Source organism: Streptosporangium sp. NPDC004631 (assembly GCF_053601935.1).
In genome coordinates, this window is sequence record NZ_JBSGCR010000021.1 from 1 (window position 1) to 16,694 (window position 16,694).

Annotated in this window: 16 protein-coding genes; 4 read left to right on the plus strand and 12 right to left on the minus strand. The window is 70.3% G+C overall.

Features of this window, described 5'->3' with window-relative positions:
* The 4 genes from ACWEF2_RS20795 to ACWEF2_RS20810 all read right to left on the minus strand — a co-directional run.
* On the minus strand, window positions 1-1,407 hold a 1,407-nt coding region (locus tag ACWEF2_RS20795), incomplete at its 3' end, for a DHA2 family efflux MFS transporter permease subunit (protein ID WP_453817480.1).
* 123 nt (window positions 1,408-1,530) lie between these two features.
* Window positions 1,531-2,205 (minus strand): TetR/AcrR family transcriptional regulator, encoded by a 675-nt coding sequence (locus ACWEF2_RS20800; RefSeq protein WP_453817482.1) that lies wholly within the window; start codon window positions 2,203-2,205, stop codon window positions 1,531-1,533.
* A gap of 86 nt (window positions 2,206-2,291) precedes the next feature.
* On the minus strand, window positions 2,292-2,813 hold the full coding sequence (locus tag ACWEF2_RS20805; RefSeq protein WP_453817483.1) for a signal peptidase II: 522 nt from the start codon (window positions 2,811-2,813) through the stop codon (window positions 2,292-2,294).
* Window positions 2,814-3,024: 211 nt separating this feature from the next.
* On the minus strand, window positions 3,025-3,639 hold the full coding sequence (locus ACWEF2_RS20810; protein WP_453817485.1) for a helix-turn-helix domain-containing protein: 615 nt from the start codon (window positions 3,637-3,639) through the stop codon (window positions 3,025-3,027).
* A gap of 63 nt (window positions 3,640-3,702) precedes the next feature.
* Between ACWEF2_RS20810 and ACWEF2_RS20815 the strand changes: the two genes are divergently transcribed.
* A complete protein-coding gene (locus tag ACWEF2_RS20815) occupies window positions 3,703-5,037 on the plus strand; it encodes an erythromycin esterase family protein (protein WP_453817487.1) in 1,335 nt (444 codons plus the stop codon).
* A gap of 152 nt (window positions 5,038-5,189) precedes the next feature.
* On the opposite strand, the gene ACWEF2_RS20820 is transcribed toward ACWEF2_RS20815, so the two are convergent.
* From ACWEF2_RS20820 to ACWEF2_RS20830, 3 genes are all read right to left on the minus strand, one after another.
* Entirely contained in the window at window positions 5,190-5,744 is a 555-nt protein-coding gene (locus ACWEF2_RS20820) for an RICIN domain-containing protein (RefSeq protein ID WP_453817489.1), read from the minus strand.
* 237 nt (window positions 5,745-5,981) lie between these two features.
* Window positions 5,982-6,674, minus strand: coding sequence for an RraA family protein (locus tag ACWEF2_RS20825; protein WP_453817490.1), 693 nt, complete (start codon window positions 6,672-6,674; stop codon window positions 5,982-5,984).
* 231 nt (window positions 6,675-6,905) lie between these two features.
* Window positions 6,906-7,592: a MerR family transcriptional regulator gene (locus ACWEF2_RS20830; RefSeq protein WP_453817492.1), complete on the minus strand. Its 687-nt coding sequence runs from the start codon at window positions 7,590-7,592 to the stop codon at window positions 6,906-6,908.
* 77 nt (window positions 7,593-7,669) lie between these two features.
* Between ACWEF2_RS20830 and ACWEF2_RS20835 the strand changes: the two genes are divergently transcribed.
* Window positions 7,670-8,827: an erythromycin esterase family protein gene (locus ACWEF2_RS20835; protein ID WP_453817494.1), complete on the plus strand. Its 1,158-nt coding sequence runs from the start codon at window positions 7,670-7,672 to the stop codon at window positions 8,825-8,827.
* 609 nt (window positions 8,828-9,436) lie between these two features.
* Entirely contained in the window at window positions 9,437-10,984 is a 1,548-nt protein-coding gene (gene rox, locus ACWEF2_RS20840; protein ID WP_453817496.1) for a rifampin monooxygenase, read from the plus strand.
* Between the two features lie 88 nt (window positions 10,985-11,072).
* Here rox and ACWEF2_RS20845 read toward each other — a convergent pair whose 3' ends face one another.
* Window positions 11,073-11,927, minus strand: coding sequence for an SGNH/GDSL hydrolase family protein (locus tag ACWEF2_RS20845; protein ID WP_453817498.1), 855 nt, complete (start codon window positions 11,925-11,927; stop codon window positions 11,073-11,075).
* A gap of 181 nt (window positions 11,928-12,108) precedes the next feature.
* On the opposite strand from ACWEF2_RS20845, the gene ACWEF2_RS20850 reads away from it, so the two are divergent.
* Window positions 12,109-13,338 (plus strand): isochorismate synthase, encoded by a 1,230-nt coding sequence (locus ACWEF2_RS20850; protein WP_453817500.1) that lies wholly within the window; start codon window positions 12,109-12,111, stop codon window positions 13,336-13,338.
* Window positions 13,339-13,449: 111 nt separating this feature from the next.
* On the opposite strand, the gene ACWEF2_RS20855 is transcribed toward ACWEF2_RS20850, so the two are convergent.
* The 4 genes from ACWEF2_RS20855 to ACWEF2_RS20870 all read right to left on the minus strand — a co-directional run bounded on the left by ACWEF2_RS20855 (window position 13,450) and on the right by ACWEF2_RS20870 (window position 16,684).
* Entirely contained in the window at window positions 13,450-14,040 is a 591-nt protein-coding gene (locus tag ACWEF2_RS20855) for a rhodanese-like domain-containing protein (protein ID WP_453817502.1), read from the minus strand.
* Window positions 14,041-14,129: 89 nt separating this feature from the next.
* On the minus strand, window positions 14,130-15,470 hold the full coding sequence (locus ACWEF2_RS20860; protein ID WP_453817504.1) for a rhodanese-like domain-containing protein: 1,341 nt from the start codon (window positions 15,468-15,470) through the stop codon (window positions 14,130-14,132).
* Between the two features lie 225 nt (window positions 15,471-15,695).
* Window positions 15,696-15,965 (minus strand): metal-sensitive transcriptional regulator, encoded by a 270-nt coding sequence (locus ACWEF2_RS20865; RefSeq protein WP_355594397.1) that lies wholly within the window; start codon window positions 15,963-15,965, stop codon window positions 15,696-15,698.
* A gap of 143 nt (window positions 15,966-16,108) precedes the next feature.
* A complete protein-coding gene (locus ACWEF2_RS20870; RefSeq protein ID WP_453817507.1) occupies window positions 16,109-16,684 on the minus strand; it encodes a M15 family metallopeptidase in 576 nt (191 codons plus the stop codon).
* Between the last annotated feature and the right edge of the window lie 10 nt (window positions 16,685-16,694).

Consider the following 16,694-nt stretch of genomic DNA (forward strand, 5'->3'; position numbering starts at 1 on the left):
GTCGCCGGGGCGGAGCTGGGCGGCCACGGCGAGGCAGGCCGAGGTGAGGACGGCGATGACCGGATAGCCGCCCGTCGGCGGGTGATCGGCCAGCCCCGCCACCGAGGCCGCGACGGTGAAGACGCAGCGGAAGCCGTCAGGCCCGGGAACGCCCGACAGGACGGCACCGAGCACCGCCACGCCCAGCACCATGCCCACCTGGCGGGTGGTGTTGACCGCCGCGGAGGCGACCCCGGCGCGTTGGCGCGGCACCGAGGCCAGCGCCGCCGCGTTGACCGGGGTCAAGGTCAGACCCAGCCCGAAGCCGAAGACCACCAGCATCACCGCCAGCGGCGGATAACCGTCGACCAGGCCGGCGCCCAGCAGCCCCAGCCCGGCCACCGCCAGGCCGCCGCTGAGCGGCAGCCGCACGCCGCGCCGCGCCACCAGGGCCCCGGCCAGCGGCGAGGTGAGCGCCATCACCCCCGCGGCGGGAAGCAACGCCACCCCCGTGCCCAACGCCGAAAAGCCCAGCACCCGCTGCAGGTACAGCGAAAAGAACACGAACGAGGCGAACGGCGCGAACCCCACCGCGAAGGCCCCCACGTTGGCGCCGCTGAAGGTGGAGTTGCGAAACAGCGACAGCGGCAGCATCCGCGTCTCGCCCCGCTCGACCCACACGAACGCCGCCAGCGCCACCGCGGCACCGGCCAGCAGTGCCACCACCAGCGGCGAGCCCCAGCCGCGGGCGGGCCCCTCGGTCAGGGCGTAGGTCAGCGCCCCCACCCACACCAGCGACAGGATCAGCCCGGCCACGTCGATCCGGCCGCCCTGCGCCGGGATGGCGGGCAGACGCAGCGTCGCGGCGGCCACAGCCAGCGCGGCCAGGCCGACCGGCACGCTCACGGCGAAGATGGCCGGCCAGCCGAAGACGTCGGTCAGCCAACCGCCGAGCACCGGCCCGGCCGCGACCGCGAGCCCGTTCAGGCTGCTCCAGACGGCGATGAACCGGGCCCGGCGGGCCGGGTCGGGAAACAGCGCGGCGATCAGGGCCAGGCTGGCCGGCAGCAGGATGCCGCCCGCCGCGCCCTGCAGGATCCGGCCCGCCAGCAGCACCATCAGGTTCGGCGCCAGCGTGCACACCAGCGATCCGGCGGTGAACAGCACCAGGCTGAACAGGAACGCCGACCGCAGCCCGAACCGGTCCCCGACGACCCCGCCCGGTAGCAGCAGCATGGCGAACACCAGCGTGAAGGCGTTGACCACCCACTGCAGCCCCGACAGGCCCACCCGGAGGTCGGCGCCGATCGCGGTCAGCGCGACATTGATGATCGACACGTTCAGCATCATCGCGAACATCGCGGCGAACATCGCGGTGACGGCCGGCCCGGGGGCGCGTACCGGGGCGGCGTGGTCCATGACGGTCATGCGGTTCTCCCTCCGCCTGTGCGTACATGCGTACGCAAACTGGATGCGTACTAGCGTACGCACAGAGGTGCGCGGAGAGAAGGACGAGTGAAAATCGTTATCGCCAGAAGGAGGTGAGCCCGGTCACATCAGGAAACCGTCGACCAGCGCCAGAAAGCCCGCCCGAAACGCCTCATCGTGCGACAACTCCTCAACCGCCCCCGCCAGGCGCCGAATCGCCGGAAACGCCTGGTCGTCTCCGCCGCCGGCCAGATACAGCGCATGCGAGCGCTGCGTCAACCCCACGTCATGGCCCACCACGATGTGCCCCCACAGGTACTGCCAGATCGCCACATGGAACCTGGCCGCCGCCGCCTCATCCAGCCCCGCCGCCGCCATCGCGGCATACATGTGCTCCGACAGGCGCAGCGCGCCCGGGCGCAGCGGCTGCCCGGCCAGGATGACCTCCACCAGCCAGCGGTTACGGTCGATCACCGAATGGGCGCGTTCGACCGCGGCGATGATCGCCTCACGGGGCGGCAGATCCGCTCCCCCCGGCACCAGTTCCTCAGACACCTGCTCCACCAGCAGGTCCAGCACCTCCCGCTTATCCGCCACATGCCGATACAGCGACATCGGAGCCGTCCCCATCTCCTCCGCCAGCCGCCGCATTGTCAGCGCCGCCACACCCTCACGCTGCACGAGCCCCAAAGCAGCGTCGGCGATGCCCCGACGCGACAACCGCAACGAGCGACGATCGGATCTCACAGCCTCGCGTGCGCCACCGGTCCGACCGCCCCGCCCATCCAGTTCGCTCATGGGTACCAGTCTGCCGTCTGCCCGATCCCCGCCGTTCGCCGGAGACGTCAACACGACCACACCGGACCGCATCACCTTCGAGCCGATCAGACGCTCGGCCGCCTGGTGGAACACTGTGAAGGCGAGTGCCCCTTGTCGGCCACGTCCCCCAGGGGGATGCCGCGGAGACTGAGCAGCATGAGCAGTGCGCAGCCCCCGGTGAGGGCGATGTCGGCGACGTTGCCGACGAACAGGCCGCCGTAGTCGATGAAGTCGACGACATGGCCCTGGGCGAAGCCGGGCGGGCGGAAGAGGCGGTCGAGCAGGTGGGAGACGGCGCCGCCCAGTAGCGCGCCCAGCACGACGGCCCAGGCGGGCGAGCGCAACCGCCGACCGGCGTACAGGATGCCGGCGACCGCGGCGGCGGCCGCAAGGGCGAACACCCACGTCGCCCCCGCGCCGATCGAGAACGCGGCACCGGGGTTGAACAACAGCCGCAGCCGGATCAGTCGCGGGATCACCGTGATGCGCTCACCGTCCGAGAGCGCCGAGATCGCCCAGGCCTTGGATGACTGGTCGGCGAGAAGAATCAGCGCGGCCAGCACGAGCATCAGCCCATATGGCCGCATTCCTCGTCGTCTCGTCCCCTGCGAACCGCGTCCGACCGGCACCCCTACCTCGCAATCTGCGATCTTCTTGCATCGAATCTATCGAAACCCCTGTCCGCGCGCGACATCGGCATGCGATGCCGGGCGGGGCGGCATCCGAACATCGGCCAGCCGACGGAGCCGTGGAAGGCCTCGGCCCGGAGAACGCGGCAGGGCGTTTCGGGAGGGGCGGCTACCGCGGCGTTCCCGGGGGGTGTGAGAGGCCACCCGCGGACTCACCGGCGGGGGTCTCGGCCTGCCCGTCGGCACCGTCCCGCGGGGGATCCTCGGCCGGGAAAAAGATCGCGCTCGCCAGGTGAGGGCTGCGACCCGGCGCGGGCCCGTTGCCCCATCTGGCGGCGAAGACCTCGCGCAGCTCGCCGATCATCTCCGCGAGCTCGTCGTGGCTGAGCCAGAGAACGCTCTGCCGGTAGCCCACCAAGTCGGCGGTCGGGTCGGCTCCGTCCCGGCTGAGGTAGGCGTTGAACTCGGCGAGCAACGCGGCCATGGCCGCGGTGAATCCTCGGCGGTGGTCGTCCAGGGACATCGACGCGGCCGCGCCGGTGTCTATCATCGTCCGGTCCCGGCGCAACCGGTAATGGCGTTCGACGGCGCCGTGCACGCGCTGTTCACCGGCGACCTCCAGCACTCCCGCACCGGCCAGGAGGCCGACGTGCCGGTACACGGTGGTTTTCGGGACGTCGGGCAGGCGGGCGCACAGGTCGGAGGTGGTGTGGGTGCGCCCGCCGGACATGACGTGCACGATGCGCAGCCGGACCGGGTGAAGAAGCAGATCGAGGATGTCCATCCCCTTACGTTCCCACATCTGATACCGTCCCCAAAATTGGGAAAGCAATCGAAGGGGTTAGAGATGACCATGAACACTCCGGCAGAGGCGGCCCGGCTCGGTGACGAGGCGGTGATCGCGCTGCGCACGCTCGATCCGGCCGAGCCACTGGACGACCTCGAATGGCTGGACGAGGCGATCGGCGACGCGCGGGTGGTGGCGATCGGCGAGAGCGCCCACTACAACCGCGAGTTCTTCCGGCTCCGCCACCGCCTGCTGCGCTACCTGGTCGAACGGCACGGGTTCGGCGCCTACGCGATGGAGACCGGATTCGTCGAAGGATGGCTGGTCGACAGCTGGGTCCGAGACGGTGCTGAGGAGCGGCTCGGCCAGGTCATGGCGGACGGCATGACGTCACTGATGGGGCTGTGGACGCCGATGCGCGCCCACCTGGAGTGGACGCGCCGGCACAACGGCGGCACCTCACACCCCGTCGGGTTCTACGGGATCGACCTGCCCGGCTCGATGGTCTCCCTGCTGCCCGGCCTGGACGCCGTAACCGCCTACCTCGCGCAGGCCGATCCGGACTTCCAGGTCGACCCGGCCATCCGGGAGACGGCCGCCGTCTTCGCGGCGCCGTCCGCGTTCTCCGCGCCCGCGGCCATCTCCGCCTACGGAAGGCTCGCCCCCGAGACCAGGGACGCGCTCACGGCGGGCCTGGGCGACCTCGCCGCGCGCATGACGGGCCGGCGCCTGGACTACCTCCGGCGGACCGCCGCCGACGCCTACGAGCGCGCGCTCCGCTCGCTGCGCGTCACGGTCACCCTCGATGCGATGTTCCGGGAGCTGTCACGCGGAGACCAGCAGGCGATGATGTGCGACCGCGAGGCCGCGATCGCGGACACGGTCGAATGGATCCTGCGCAGGGAGGACCGGATCGTCCTCGCCGCCCACAACGGCCACGTCCAACGCGTGCCCGGCGCCGTTCCCGGCATGCCCGCGATGACCCCGATGGGCATGCACCTCGCCGACCGGCTGGGCTCGGACTATCTCGCCATCGGCACGACCTCGGGAACCGGCCAGATCCTCAACACGGGAGCCGACTTCTACACCGGCGCCCTCTTCACGGCCATGGAGGCACCCCGGCCAGGCAGCATCGACGGACTCATGGCCGCAAGCCACGACGGGCCCTTCGCGACCGACCTGCGGCGACTGTCACCGGCCGACACCGGCGCCGTTCGGGCCGCCTCCCGGCAGCGCGCCGGCATCGGCGCCCTCTACTCCGACCAGAGCCCGCTGGACGCCTTCGACATCATCGTCCACCTCCCGCACGTCACGGCGGCCGAACCCGACCACGCCGCGCTCGCCCACGCTCCCCACGACGTACAGCGGGCATTCTCCCAGTGGAGGCCGGAGTGACACCCGCGCCGACAAACGGGGGCTTTACGGACTTCCCTCTCGCAGGGGTGCACAGCGTGACCGCGCCGCCGACGCAGAGCGGCTACCGGCTGAGTGACCGCGGCGCGGGTGATCAGGCTGTTACAACCTCCCTCCGGTGATGTGCGGGGGGTTTACCAGGGGGCGTCGCTGTCGACGATGCGCCACAGCCGGTCTGTGGAGCTTTGGTCCTGGGCGAGATAGAGGGAGTTCCAGACTCCGGATCCCTGATAGATGTTGAGGGTCAATGCCAGGGAGGTGTTCACGCGAGGGCGCAGGCGGCCCCAGCCGGTCTCGCCGCCCGCCGCGGTGTCCTCCCTCGCACGGCTCCAGTCCTGGAGGGCCGACCCGTCGCAGGTTTTGACGATCACGATGTCGTTGGCGCCGGGGGCGCCGACGATCGGTTGCAGGCACTTGTCGGCCGCCTCGTTCTTGATCACCCAGTAGCCGTCACTCTTGATGATCCAGGTCCACTTGGCGGTCCTGTAGTTCCAAGGGGGAAAACGCAGTGAGACGGCGTGGGCTCCTTCGCCGACGCCATCGCCGTACAGAGCCAGGCGGCTGCCGTCCATCCGGTTGATGATCCTCTGGTCAGGCCGGAAGGTGTCGGCGTGGGCGGGGGCCGAGACGGCGGCCAGGCCAACCAGCGTGAGGGCGGCCACAGCCAGGGACGAGACGATTCTGCGCATGCTGAAGGGTTCCTCTACATTCGGAGACGACTACAAAAAGTATCCATTCAATTACCGAACGTAGCGCCTGATGTCCGGTGGACGCTTGCCTGTCCCAGCAGCCACACAACTCACACTCCCCGGACACTGTGAAGACGGGGAAGGAGTAAGGCGCACGCCGGTGGATTCCCGCAGTCTTTCCCGGGGCCTCACCGGGAGCATGCAGTGACCGCCGCCGGAGCCGACCTCCACCGGCGGCTACTCCTCGACGGCCCCGCCGATACGCCGAAGATGCCGCCGGAAGGTGTACGACGGATCGACGGCGCGCCGCGCCAGGTAGTCGTCGAAAGCCGTCTGCCGACGCAGCGTCTCACCGGCCCGGATCCGGCGGGCCTGCTCACGCTCGATCCGCCGGATCCGGAGCGCCGTCGCCAGCACCTCCTCGACACGCTCGGCGGCGACGAACAGCACCCCGTCGTCGTCACCGAAGACGATGTCGTCATCGCTCACCAGGTGCGGCCCGAACCGCGCAGTGGCCGGCGCCTCGGGCTCCCGCTCGTCCAGCCGCACCGGGCCAGGCGGATAGCCGCCGTAGCTGAACACCGGAAGGCCGATCTCCACCAGCTCCGGCGTGTCGCGGTGCAGCCCCCACACCACCAGGGCCGCCACCCCCGCCGCCTCGGCCTCCAGCACGGCGAGGTCACCGACACAAGCCTCGTCCACCCTGCCGCCGTTGTCGACGACCAGCACATCACCCTGTCCGGCCCGGCCGAACGCCTCCAGGAACACGTCCACGCTGCCGTAATGGCGCGCCGGCAGCGCACGTCCCGCGATCCGATGTCCGGGAACGACCGCGCCGATACCGGCAGGCGCGACGCGCAGCGGCACCCCGCCCCGGACACAGGCGTCGGCCACCAGCGGCGTGGACAGATCGGCGAAAGCCTTCAGCACGATGTTCTCCCCGGCTCGGCCCCGCCACCGCCGACACCCGGACGCGGCGGGCAGTGCAGTGATCCTACCGGTGACCGGCTCAACGCGCCGACGGCACGAGTCGCGACGGAACGAACAGGTATCACCGCGCACATCAGGCCAGAGCAAGACCTGAGCGGCCGGATAGCAGGTAGTAAGCGTTTCCGTACGACCACCGCCCGCGCGTACCACCCGTGAACTCGCCGTCGGGCGCTATGACGTCCCCAGATAGACGTCGAGCGCGGCCGCGCCCGCCAGCATCGCCAGGCCCCGCGCCGTCAGCCGATCCTGCCACTCCCGCAGCGTCGCCCGCAGCGGCTCCGGTCCGCCCGCCGTCCGCACCCGCTCCAGCACCCGCGCGATCTGCTCCAGCCCGTACCCGCCCCGCCGCAACTGGTGGGCAAGCAGCACGTCACGCACGTCGGCGGAGGCGTAGACGCGGTAACCGGTGCGCGGATCGCGCCGGGGCACGATCAGCCCGGCCCGCTCCCACTTGCGCAACGTCGCCGGCCGGATACCGAGCCTGCGCGCCAGCGGCCCGATGAACGTCACCCCCGGCTCCAGTTCACGCGGCGGCGCCAGATCACGCAGCGCCCCTTCCACGGCCTCCAGCGTGCACCGGTCGCCGGCCAGCTGCGCGTGGCTCTCGTCGATCAGCCGCAACGCCCCCTCGACCGCGCCGCCGTTCACAGCCCGCATGATCGCCCCCGCGGCCGCGTGGCCGTGCGCGGGGATCAACGCCAGGAACGTCCGCAACGCCACCGCGTGACGCGGAGCGTAGACCCGGTAGCCGTGCGGCGAGCGCTCAGCCGGCGGCAGGATCCCCGCCTCCTCGTAGTTACGCACCGCCTGCGTGGACAGGCCGTGCTCTCGCGCCAGATCGATGGGCCGCAACCGCATTTTGAAGGTAGGTCCTCGTCAACAGCCGAAAATATCACCAAAGTTTACACCGAATGTTCAGAGATACCGTTGAAGACATGGATATCAAGGACACAGCCCGGCCGCTCGACGGCGCGGGCGTCTCGGCGTTCCTCCAGTCGCTTCCCGCCAAACCCCTGCTGCTCGGCCTGGGCGAGGCCAGGCACTTCGTAGGGGAACTGGGCGAGTTGCGCAACGAGATCTTCCGGCATCTGGTCGAACACGAGGGCTACCGGTCGTTCGCCATCGAGAGCGACTGCCTCAGGGGCCTCGTGGTGGACGACCACATCACAACGGGCGCGGGCACGCTCGACGACGTCATGGAACGCGGCTTCAGCCACGGCTTCGGCGCGTCCCCGGCCAACCGCGAACTCGTGCGCTGGATGCGCGCGTACAACGACGAGCATGACGAAAAGCTCCGGTTCTTCGGCTTCGACGGCCCCCTGGAATATTGGGCCGAGAGCCCGCGCCAGGCGCTCACCGCCCTCCACACCCTCCTCGACGGCCCCCTCCCCTGCACCATGGAAACCCTCGACGAGCTGCTCGGCCCGGACGACCGGTGGACGAACGAGGCCACGGTCATGGACCCGTCCCAGTCGATCGGCCGGTCCGCCGACGCCCAGCGGCTGCGACTGCTCGCCGACGACCTGGTGGCACTGCTCGACACCCAGGTGCCGCGGCTGAGCGCGAAAGACGGAGAGCGGGCGGCACTGTACGGGCGCACCGCCGTCGGCCTGCTCCGCTACCACTCCTGGATGGCCGACACGTCCCCGGCGCGGATGACGCGGCTGTCGGCCCTGCGGGACGCGATGATGGCCTCCAACCTGCGTGCCGTCGCCGGGCAGGGCCCCGCCCTGGTCTTCGCCCACAACATCCACCTGCAGCGGAACAAGAGCCTCATACGGCTCGGCGACCTGCCGCTGGAGTGGTGGAGCGCGGCGGCGATCACCGAAGCGCACCTGGGCGACCGGTACGCCTTCCTGGCCTCCGCCTTCGGCACGGTCGGCGACAACACCCCGCCCCCGGACACCGTCGAGGGCATCCTGTCCACGCTCCCGTGGGACCGCTCTCTCATCGACGCCCGCCGCCTGGCCGAGGCCGTCACGGAGCCCGCCCCGCGCGTCTCCCACGATTTCGCCTATTTCCCGCTGGACCCGGCCCAACTCGCCACGATCGACGGTGTCGTCTTCCTCAAGCAGGCGAACAGGCTGGGTTGACAGGCGCGTGCGTGTCGGCCTGGGCTGACACGCACGCGCATCGATCACACCATCCACTCCCTGATTGGTTTTGGAGGGGGTCTTTAGTCCATTATCGTTTAAATGATCTTGAAATCAACCGAGCGCCTTTACATTGTAGATTAATAAGAGACGGTCGGCTTTCGGTGAAATCCCCTTCCCGGGACGCCGCTGATGATCGCGGCCGCCACCTGGCTCGCGACGTCGGTCTTCGACCGGCTGTGTCCGCCCCGGAGGCCCGAAGACCCCGAGGCGCCCGGGGACCTACGTCGCCGGGGCAGGCCCCCGCTCCCCCACCGTCTCCGAGCCCCCGCACGGCTCATGAGGCGATGACAACCGGCCTTCCGGACGGACTCCAGGAACCGCCCCTGGACGGACCCTTTCGAGGTCGTGATCACGTGGCCGGAAAAGGAGTGGACGGGATGATGCTCGGGCTTGTAGCTTGCAGTCGACCGTGACACCGCCCGAGGAGGTGAGACCCATGAACGCTGTATCGATGTGGGTGCTCCCCCTTCCCGTCACGGTCGGGCGATTGACGTAGGTGTCGCCGGGAGCGCCTCACCAACAAGGCACTCCCGAAAGGCAACACCTATGCACTCTCAGCAGGTCACCGCCGAGCCGCTGTCGAACGACGGGGTCGAGCGTCACTCCACGGTGGGCGACGTCCCCGGAGTTCTCTGGTCACCGGCATCCGGCGCCGATCGCGCGCCCCTCACCTTCGATGTGATCATTGCCGGGTGCGGGCCGACCGGTGCGATGCTGGCCGCCGAACTGCGGCTGCACGATGTGCGGGTACTCCTTCTGGAGAAGGAAACCGAGCCCGCGTCGTTCGTCCGCATAGTCGGCCTGCATATTCGCAGTATCGAGCTGATGGCGATGCGCGGACTACTGGATCGCATTCTCCGGCATGGAAGACAGCGTCCGGCCGGCGGTTTCTTCGCCGCCATCCCCAAACCCGCGCCCAAGGGCCTGGACTCCGCCCACGCCTATCTGCTGGGCATCCCGCAGCCGGTCATCGTTCATCTGCTCGAAGAACATGCGATCGAACTGGGCGCGCAGGTCCGGCGCGGTTGCGCGGTCGCCGGTTTCGAGCAGGACGACGAGGGCGTGACCGTCGAGCTGGCCGACGGGAAACGGCTGCGTTCGCGCTACCTCGTCGGCTGTGACGGCGCGCGCAGTACGGTGCGCAAACTGCTCGGCGTCGGCTTCCCCGGCGAGCCCTCACGGACCGAGACCCTGATGGGCGAGATGAAAGTGGGCGTGCCCCCGGAGGAGATCGCCGCCAAGGCGACCGAAATCAGCGAGACCCATCAGCGATTCTGGCTCCGGCCCTTCGGCGAAGGGGTCTACAGCGTCTTGGTCCCCGCCGCGGGAGTCGGCGACCGCGCGGAACCGCCCACCCTCGAAGATTTCAAACAACAGTTGCGCACCATCGCCGGAACCGATTTCGGCGTGCACTCCCCGCGCTGGTTGTCCCGCTTCGGGGATGCCACCCGGCTGGCCGAACGTTATCGCGTCGGACGGGTGCTACTGGCCGGCGATGCGGCGCACATCCATCCCCCCATCGGCGGTCAGGGCCTCAACCTGGGCGTTCAGGACGCATTCAACCTCGGCTGGAAACTGGCCGCACAGATCCGCGGCTGGGCGCCGGAAACACTGCTGGACACCTACCAGGCCGAACGTCATCCGGTCGCCGAGGACGTGCTGGACAACACCCGCGCCCAGACGGAACTGCTGTCCACCGAACCGGGCCCGCAGGCCGTGCGCAGGCTGCTCACCGAACTGATGGACTTCGACGAGGTGAACCGCCATCTGATCGAGAAGATCACCGCGATCGGCATCCGCTACGACTTCGGCGAAGGCCCCGACCTGCTCGGCCGCCGCCTGCACGACATCGACGTGAAACAGGGCCACCTCTACGGTCTGCTGCATCGCGGCCGCGGTCTGCTGCTGGACCGCACCGAACGCCTGACCGTCGGCGGCTGGTCAGACCGGGTCGATTATCTCGCGGATCCCACTGCGGTACTGGATGTTCCGTGCGTCCTGCTACGCCCTGACGGCCACGTCGCCTGGATCGGCGACGATCAGCAGGACCTGGACGACCACCTCTCCCGCTGGTTCGGCAGGCCCGCCAACTGATTTCGCCTGAGCAGTGGTCATCGGTATATACGGCCCTGAACTCCGAGGGGCGAAGTAGCCGCTGACCCGGTGAGGCGGGGAATGGGGTTCACGGCTGGACCGCGGGCTCGGGCATGGGCACGGGCTCCTCAAGCCAGGCACGGATCACCGGAAAGGTCCGCTGGGCGATCAGCCGCTGACCGGCGTCGTTGGGGTGGAAGAAGTCCCATTTGCTGACGTGGTCCAGCGTGAACGGGCAGTTGAACAGGGCGTTACCGTCGAATTTGCAGGCCGGGCCGTACGCCGTGCAGACCCGTGCCAGGGCGGCGTTGTAGCCGGCCACCCTGGCACGCACCCGGTCACGGCGGGCCTGGTCGGCCGGCGCGGTCGAGGTGGGCCTGGCCAGCATGGTGGGGCAGATCCGGCCCAGCGACCAGAACCCGCGTGCCGCCACGTTGTCCTTGCCGACCCGCCAGAGCCGCTTGACATCGGGGATGCTCGCCACGAACACCCGGCCTGCGGGGCGGGCGGTCCGGAACAGTTTCAGCGCCTCGGCCACACGCCTCTCGTAGACGCTCACCGGGGTCATCCGCCGCTCCTCCGCCACGCACGCGTCCTGGGCGCCGATCAGAACCGTCACGTAGTCGGCGCTCCGCTCGACCGCACCGGCCACCTGCCCGGCCAGATCCGCGCTGGTCGCCCCCGCGACGGCGAGGCTCACGTTATGCCCGAAGAGATCCTCGTTCACGTCCAGCATCCGCAGGTAATGGCTCTGGACGGCCGGGTTGTCCCCCGCCGACCAGGAGCGGGACGCGCAGGCGACGTACCAGCCACAGGCGTTGAACCCGGCACTGATCGAGTCTCCGAGCGCGGCCATCACCACCGGCCGCCACGGCTCGGCGCCCGCCGCCGGGGGGGCGGCCCAGACCGCCGCGAGCACGGCGACCCCTGTGAATGCGGTCACAGTCCTGCCGAACATGGCACCTCCGAACTGAGAGATCACGTCAGCTTCGGATGTATCACCGCAGGACAGCGAGGTGCCCTCCATTGACCGAGTGCCTTGGTTTTCTTGACAGAGCGTGGCGGCCGTGCTGATCGGGGACCGGCTTCCGGACGCGTCCGGTTCGCGGCATAGAGTGTTCCGGGTGAGTGTCGCGCTCGGACTGACCCGTCCCCTCGTGGTGAGAACCACCCTTGTCGACGACCCCCGCGACCTGCTCGCGCGGCTTCCCGAGACCGCCTCCTACGCCTGGATCAGGCACGGTGAGGGTCTGGTGGGCTGGGGAGAGGCCGCGCGGGTGGCGGTGCCCCCGGGCACCGGGCGGTTCGACTGGGCCCGCACCTGGCTGTCGGCCATCTTCGGCGACGCCCATGTCGACGACGACGTCGGCGCTCCCGGCTCGGGCCCCGTCGCCTTCGGCTCCTTCACCTTCGACCCGGAGGCCTACGGCTCGGTCCTCGTCGTGCCCCGGGTCGTCCTGGCCCGCCGCGACGGCCGAGCCTGGCTGACCACCGTCGGCGAGGAGCGACTCGACCTGGTCGCCCCGCCCCGCACCCCGGGCGGGATCCGGTACGGCGACGGCAGCCTGACCGCCCCGGAGTGGGAGCACGCCGTGGCGCTGGCCGTGCGGCAGATCAGGTCGGGGCGGCTGGAGAAGACCGTGCTCGCCCGCGACCTGGTCGCCGTCGCCGAGCGGCCGATCGACGTTCGCGTGCTGCTGGCGCGCCTGGCCGACCGCTACCCCGACTGCTACACCTTCTCCTGTGCCGGCCTGGTGGGCGCCACCCCCGAGTTGCTGGTCAGGCGCACCGGCGAGACGATCGAGTCCCTGGTGCTGGCCGGTACGGCCTCGCGGGGCCGGGACCGGGCCGACGACATGACGCGCGGTACGGCCCTGTTCGCGTCGGAGAAGGACCGCTACGAGCACACCTGCGCGGTGGAGTCGGTGCGTCAGGCGCTGACCCCGCTCTGCTCGGAGCTGAAGGTGCCCGAGAGCCCCGAGTTGCTGCTGCTGCCGAACGTCCAGCATCTGGCCAGCCCGGTGACCGGGCGGCTGGCCGCCGGGACCTCGGTCCTGGACGTGGTGGCGGCCATGCATCCGACGGCCGCCGTCGGCGGCACACCCACGGAGACGGCACTGGAGGTCATCCGTGAGCTGGAGGGTATGGATCGGGCCGGGTACGCCGGTCCCGTCGGCTGGGTGGACGCCAGGGGCGACGGCGAGTGGGGCATCGCGCTGCGCTGCGCCCAGATCGAGGGTTCCCGGGCCCGGCTGTTCGCCGGCTGCGGCATCATGGGCGACTCCGTCCCCTCCGCCGAGCTCGCCGAGGCTCAGGCCAAACTGCGCGTGATGCGCTACGCCCTGGAGGGCTGACCTCCGCGAGGGGCCGGCTCGGGAAATCCCGGCCCAGGACCCCGGCGGGCGCGGTCCCGGGGCACTCTCCTGGAGGCGCGGTCGCCGGCGCGGTGATCATCCCGGGGAGGCTCACGCCCGGGCCGGACCGCCGCGCAGCCGGGCGACGGCGGCGTCGATGTCGAACCGTTCACCGCGGTTGTAGGGCAGCCTGGCCAGCGCCATGCCCATCGCGCAGGTGTTGGTGAGGGCGGAGAACGTCAGACCGGCGCCGACGAATCCGGCGACGAATCGAGCCGGAGGCCACCAGACGCCGGCCAGGACCGAGGTGGCGACGAGGCCACCGGCCACCAGCCGGACCTGACGCTCCAGCCCCCAGCGCGGGCGACCGGCGGCCGACGAGGTGGTGGGGGCACCGGCACCGGTCCAGGCGTTCATCCCGCCCTCCAGCACGACCACGCCGGTCAGGCCCGCGCGGGTCAGCGCGGCATGCGCCTGGAAGGCTCGGCCGCCGGACTGACAGATCAGCAGCATCGTGCCGCCGGCATCGGCGACGACGCGCCGCAGGTGCGCGTTCACCTGGTCCAGGGGCAGGTTGACGGCGTCGGGGATGTGGGCGGAGGCGAACTCGCCGGGAGTGCGCACGTCGACGACGAGCACGCCGGGGTTGTCCGCGATCAGGGCGCGGGCGGTGGACACGTTGACGCCGGTCTCTGCGGTCATGATGGCAGGAGTCCTCTTCTTCATCGGAAAAATCAAATGGAAACGGTCAGGTTGGGCGGCGATCAGGGCGCGGCCGGATGCCGGAGCGGTCAGAGCGCGGCCGGGAGCTGAAGCAGGTCGGCGACGCCGGCGTCGTTCAGCACGACCGGCCGGTGGCCGACTGCCAGCAGCAGGCCGGCGGCGATGCTCGCCCGGCGGCCGGAACCGCAGGCGACCAGGACCGGCCGGGACACGTCGAGCTCGGCGGGGATGCCGTCGGTGACCAGGTCGGGCAGGAAGCGGTGGATCGCGCCGGGCAGCGCGGCGGCGGCGTGCTCGCCGGGCGTCCGCACATCCAGCAGCTGGGCGCCGGGGCGGGCCGCACGGGCGGCGAAGGCGGCCAGGTCCAGCAGTTCGAAGGTCTGGTCGGCGGCCGGTCCGGGGTCGACGATGACGCCGCGCACGGTGTCGACACCGATCTGGGCGAGCTGGGTGACGGCCTCCGCGACGTCCTGGCCGGGGTCGGCGACCAGTACCAGGGGCGCCCGGTACGGCAGCAGCCAACCGGCCCAGCTGCCGAAGTCGATGTCCAGCTCGATCCCGATCGAGCCCCTCAGCAGACCGCCGGCCTGTCGGGAGCGCGGGCGGATGTCCACCACGCGGGTGCCGTCCGGCTGGTCGGCCAGGTCCTCGACGGTCAACGCGGGCACGGCCAGGGGTGGCATCGGCGGCACGCCCAGGGTGTTGGCCGGGCCCATGTACCGGTAGAACGCCGGGATCGGCAGGGGGGCGGCGAGCAGTTCGTCGGCGAACGTCTCGACGTCGTCGATGGCCAGCAGCGGGTTGCCCGCGGCCTCCTCGGCGATGGTGGAGGTGTACCGGCCGGCGCCGGTGGAGGTGCAGAACGATCCCTCGCCGTGGGTGGGCAGCAGTTTCACCCCGCCGGGCAGGCCGGCCAGCCGGTGCAGCGAGCCGTGCTGCAGTCTGGCCAGGGTACGTGCGCGCTCCGGGCCCAGCAGGTCCGGCCGGCCTGCCGAGGAGACCAGCAGGCTGCCGCCGGAGAACACCGCGACCGGCTCGCCGTCCAGGAGCACCAGGTAGCTGGTGTGCTCGGGGGTGTGGCCCGGGGTGTGGATCGGGCGGATGCTCAGCCCTCGCTCACCGGGGATGTCCTCCAGGTGAAAGGCCGGGGTGTGCGGATAGGCCGCCGCCGCGGCGGCGGGCAGCACCAGTTGCGCGCCCGTCCGGAGCGCGACCTGCTCTCCGCCGGAGAGGTAGTCGTTGTGCAGGTGGGTCTCCAGCACGAATCGTAGCTCCACATCCAGCTCGGCGGCCTTGGCGGTGAAGCGGTCGACGTCGCGCTGAGGGTCGACGAGGACACCGTGGCCCTCGTGGGTGAGCAGATGGCTCTGGTCCCCCAGGCCGGGGGTGCGGAACGAGATGATCTCCATCGGGAGCCCCTCCAAACTGATCTGATACCCCGGGGGGTATGGGAAAGACGGGGGTGTGCCCCTCGGTTCCCGGCCACCCCTCTCCGGCGGTCGGCGAAACCCGAAAAATACCCCGGGGGGTATATTGAGCACATGTCGAGAGGCCACTCCGGCCCTCGGTCCTTTACGTCGGCACCCCGGGCACGCCGCCCGCCGTACAGCGGGCCGCACGCCCGGGCCGGAGCCCTACGCCAGGGACAGGAACAGCTTCTCCAGCTCCTCGACGCCCATCGGCGCCTCCTCCCCGCGCGCCTGAGCGGCCTGACAGTGGCGCATCCCACTGGCCACGATCTTGAAACCGGCCCGGTCCAGCGCCTTGGAGACGGCCGCGAGCTGGGTGAGCACCTTCGCGCAGTCCTCGCCGGCCTCGATCATCGCGATCACACCGCCCAGCTGCCCATGGGCCCGGCGCAGGCGGGTCACCGCGTCGCCGACCATCGACTCGTTCATCTCCATGCCCCCAGCATACCCGGGGGGGTACCCCTGCGGCAAACGGCCGGCGTTCCCCCGGGGTGTGACGCCCCGGACAATGGATCTTGTTCTATTCCAGCCCCGGGTGAGCAGGAGATGGTCCTGCCCCGCCCACCCGGGTCATCCGGTCATCCGGGGAGTGTGCGGTCGTCGGTGGCGTTCCGAAGTTGCCGGGGGCAGGGGGTGCCAGGACGGGTGGCGAGTTCGAAGTGCCAGATCTCGTTGGCGTAGATCTGGCACAGGCCGTAGCGGGAGCCGTGGCGATTGAGCCAGTCGTCGGCGTCGGTGGGGGCGATGTCGACGGCTCCGCCTCTCACGTGAGCTGATTTATGGGGCGGAAGAACGTATTGCGCCGCTTTATCATCACTTCCATACCGGGTCCGCGCTTCGCCGAACAATTGCTTTTGATAATGCGCGCTGCGCCATGCCGAGCTGATGAGGATGGTGATGCCGTCGGCCTTGGCCGCGGTCGCCGCCTTCTGCACGGCGCGCAGCAGGCGAGGATCCAGATTCTCTAGCGCGGCGTGTCCGGCGGCGAAAGGGCTTAGCTCCCGGCCTGCGGGAATACGTCCGCTCTCGGCGCCGGACACCGGCCCCTGACGGACCGGCGGAGTGAGCGCCGACGGCATCAACGCGCCGCAGGCGGTGAGCGCCAGACCGAAAAGCATGATTGCCGGTACGAGCAGGCCGGCACGGATAGTCATGCCGGAAGCT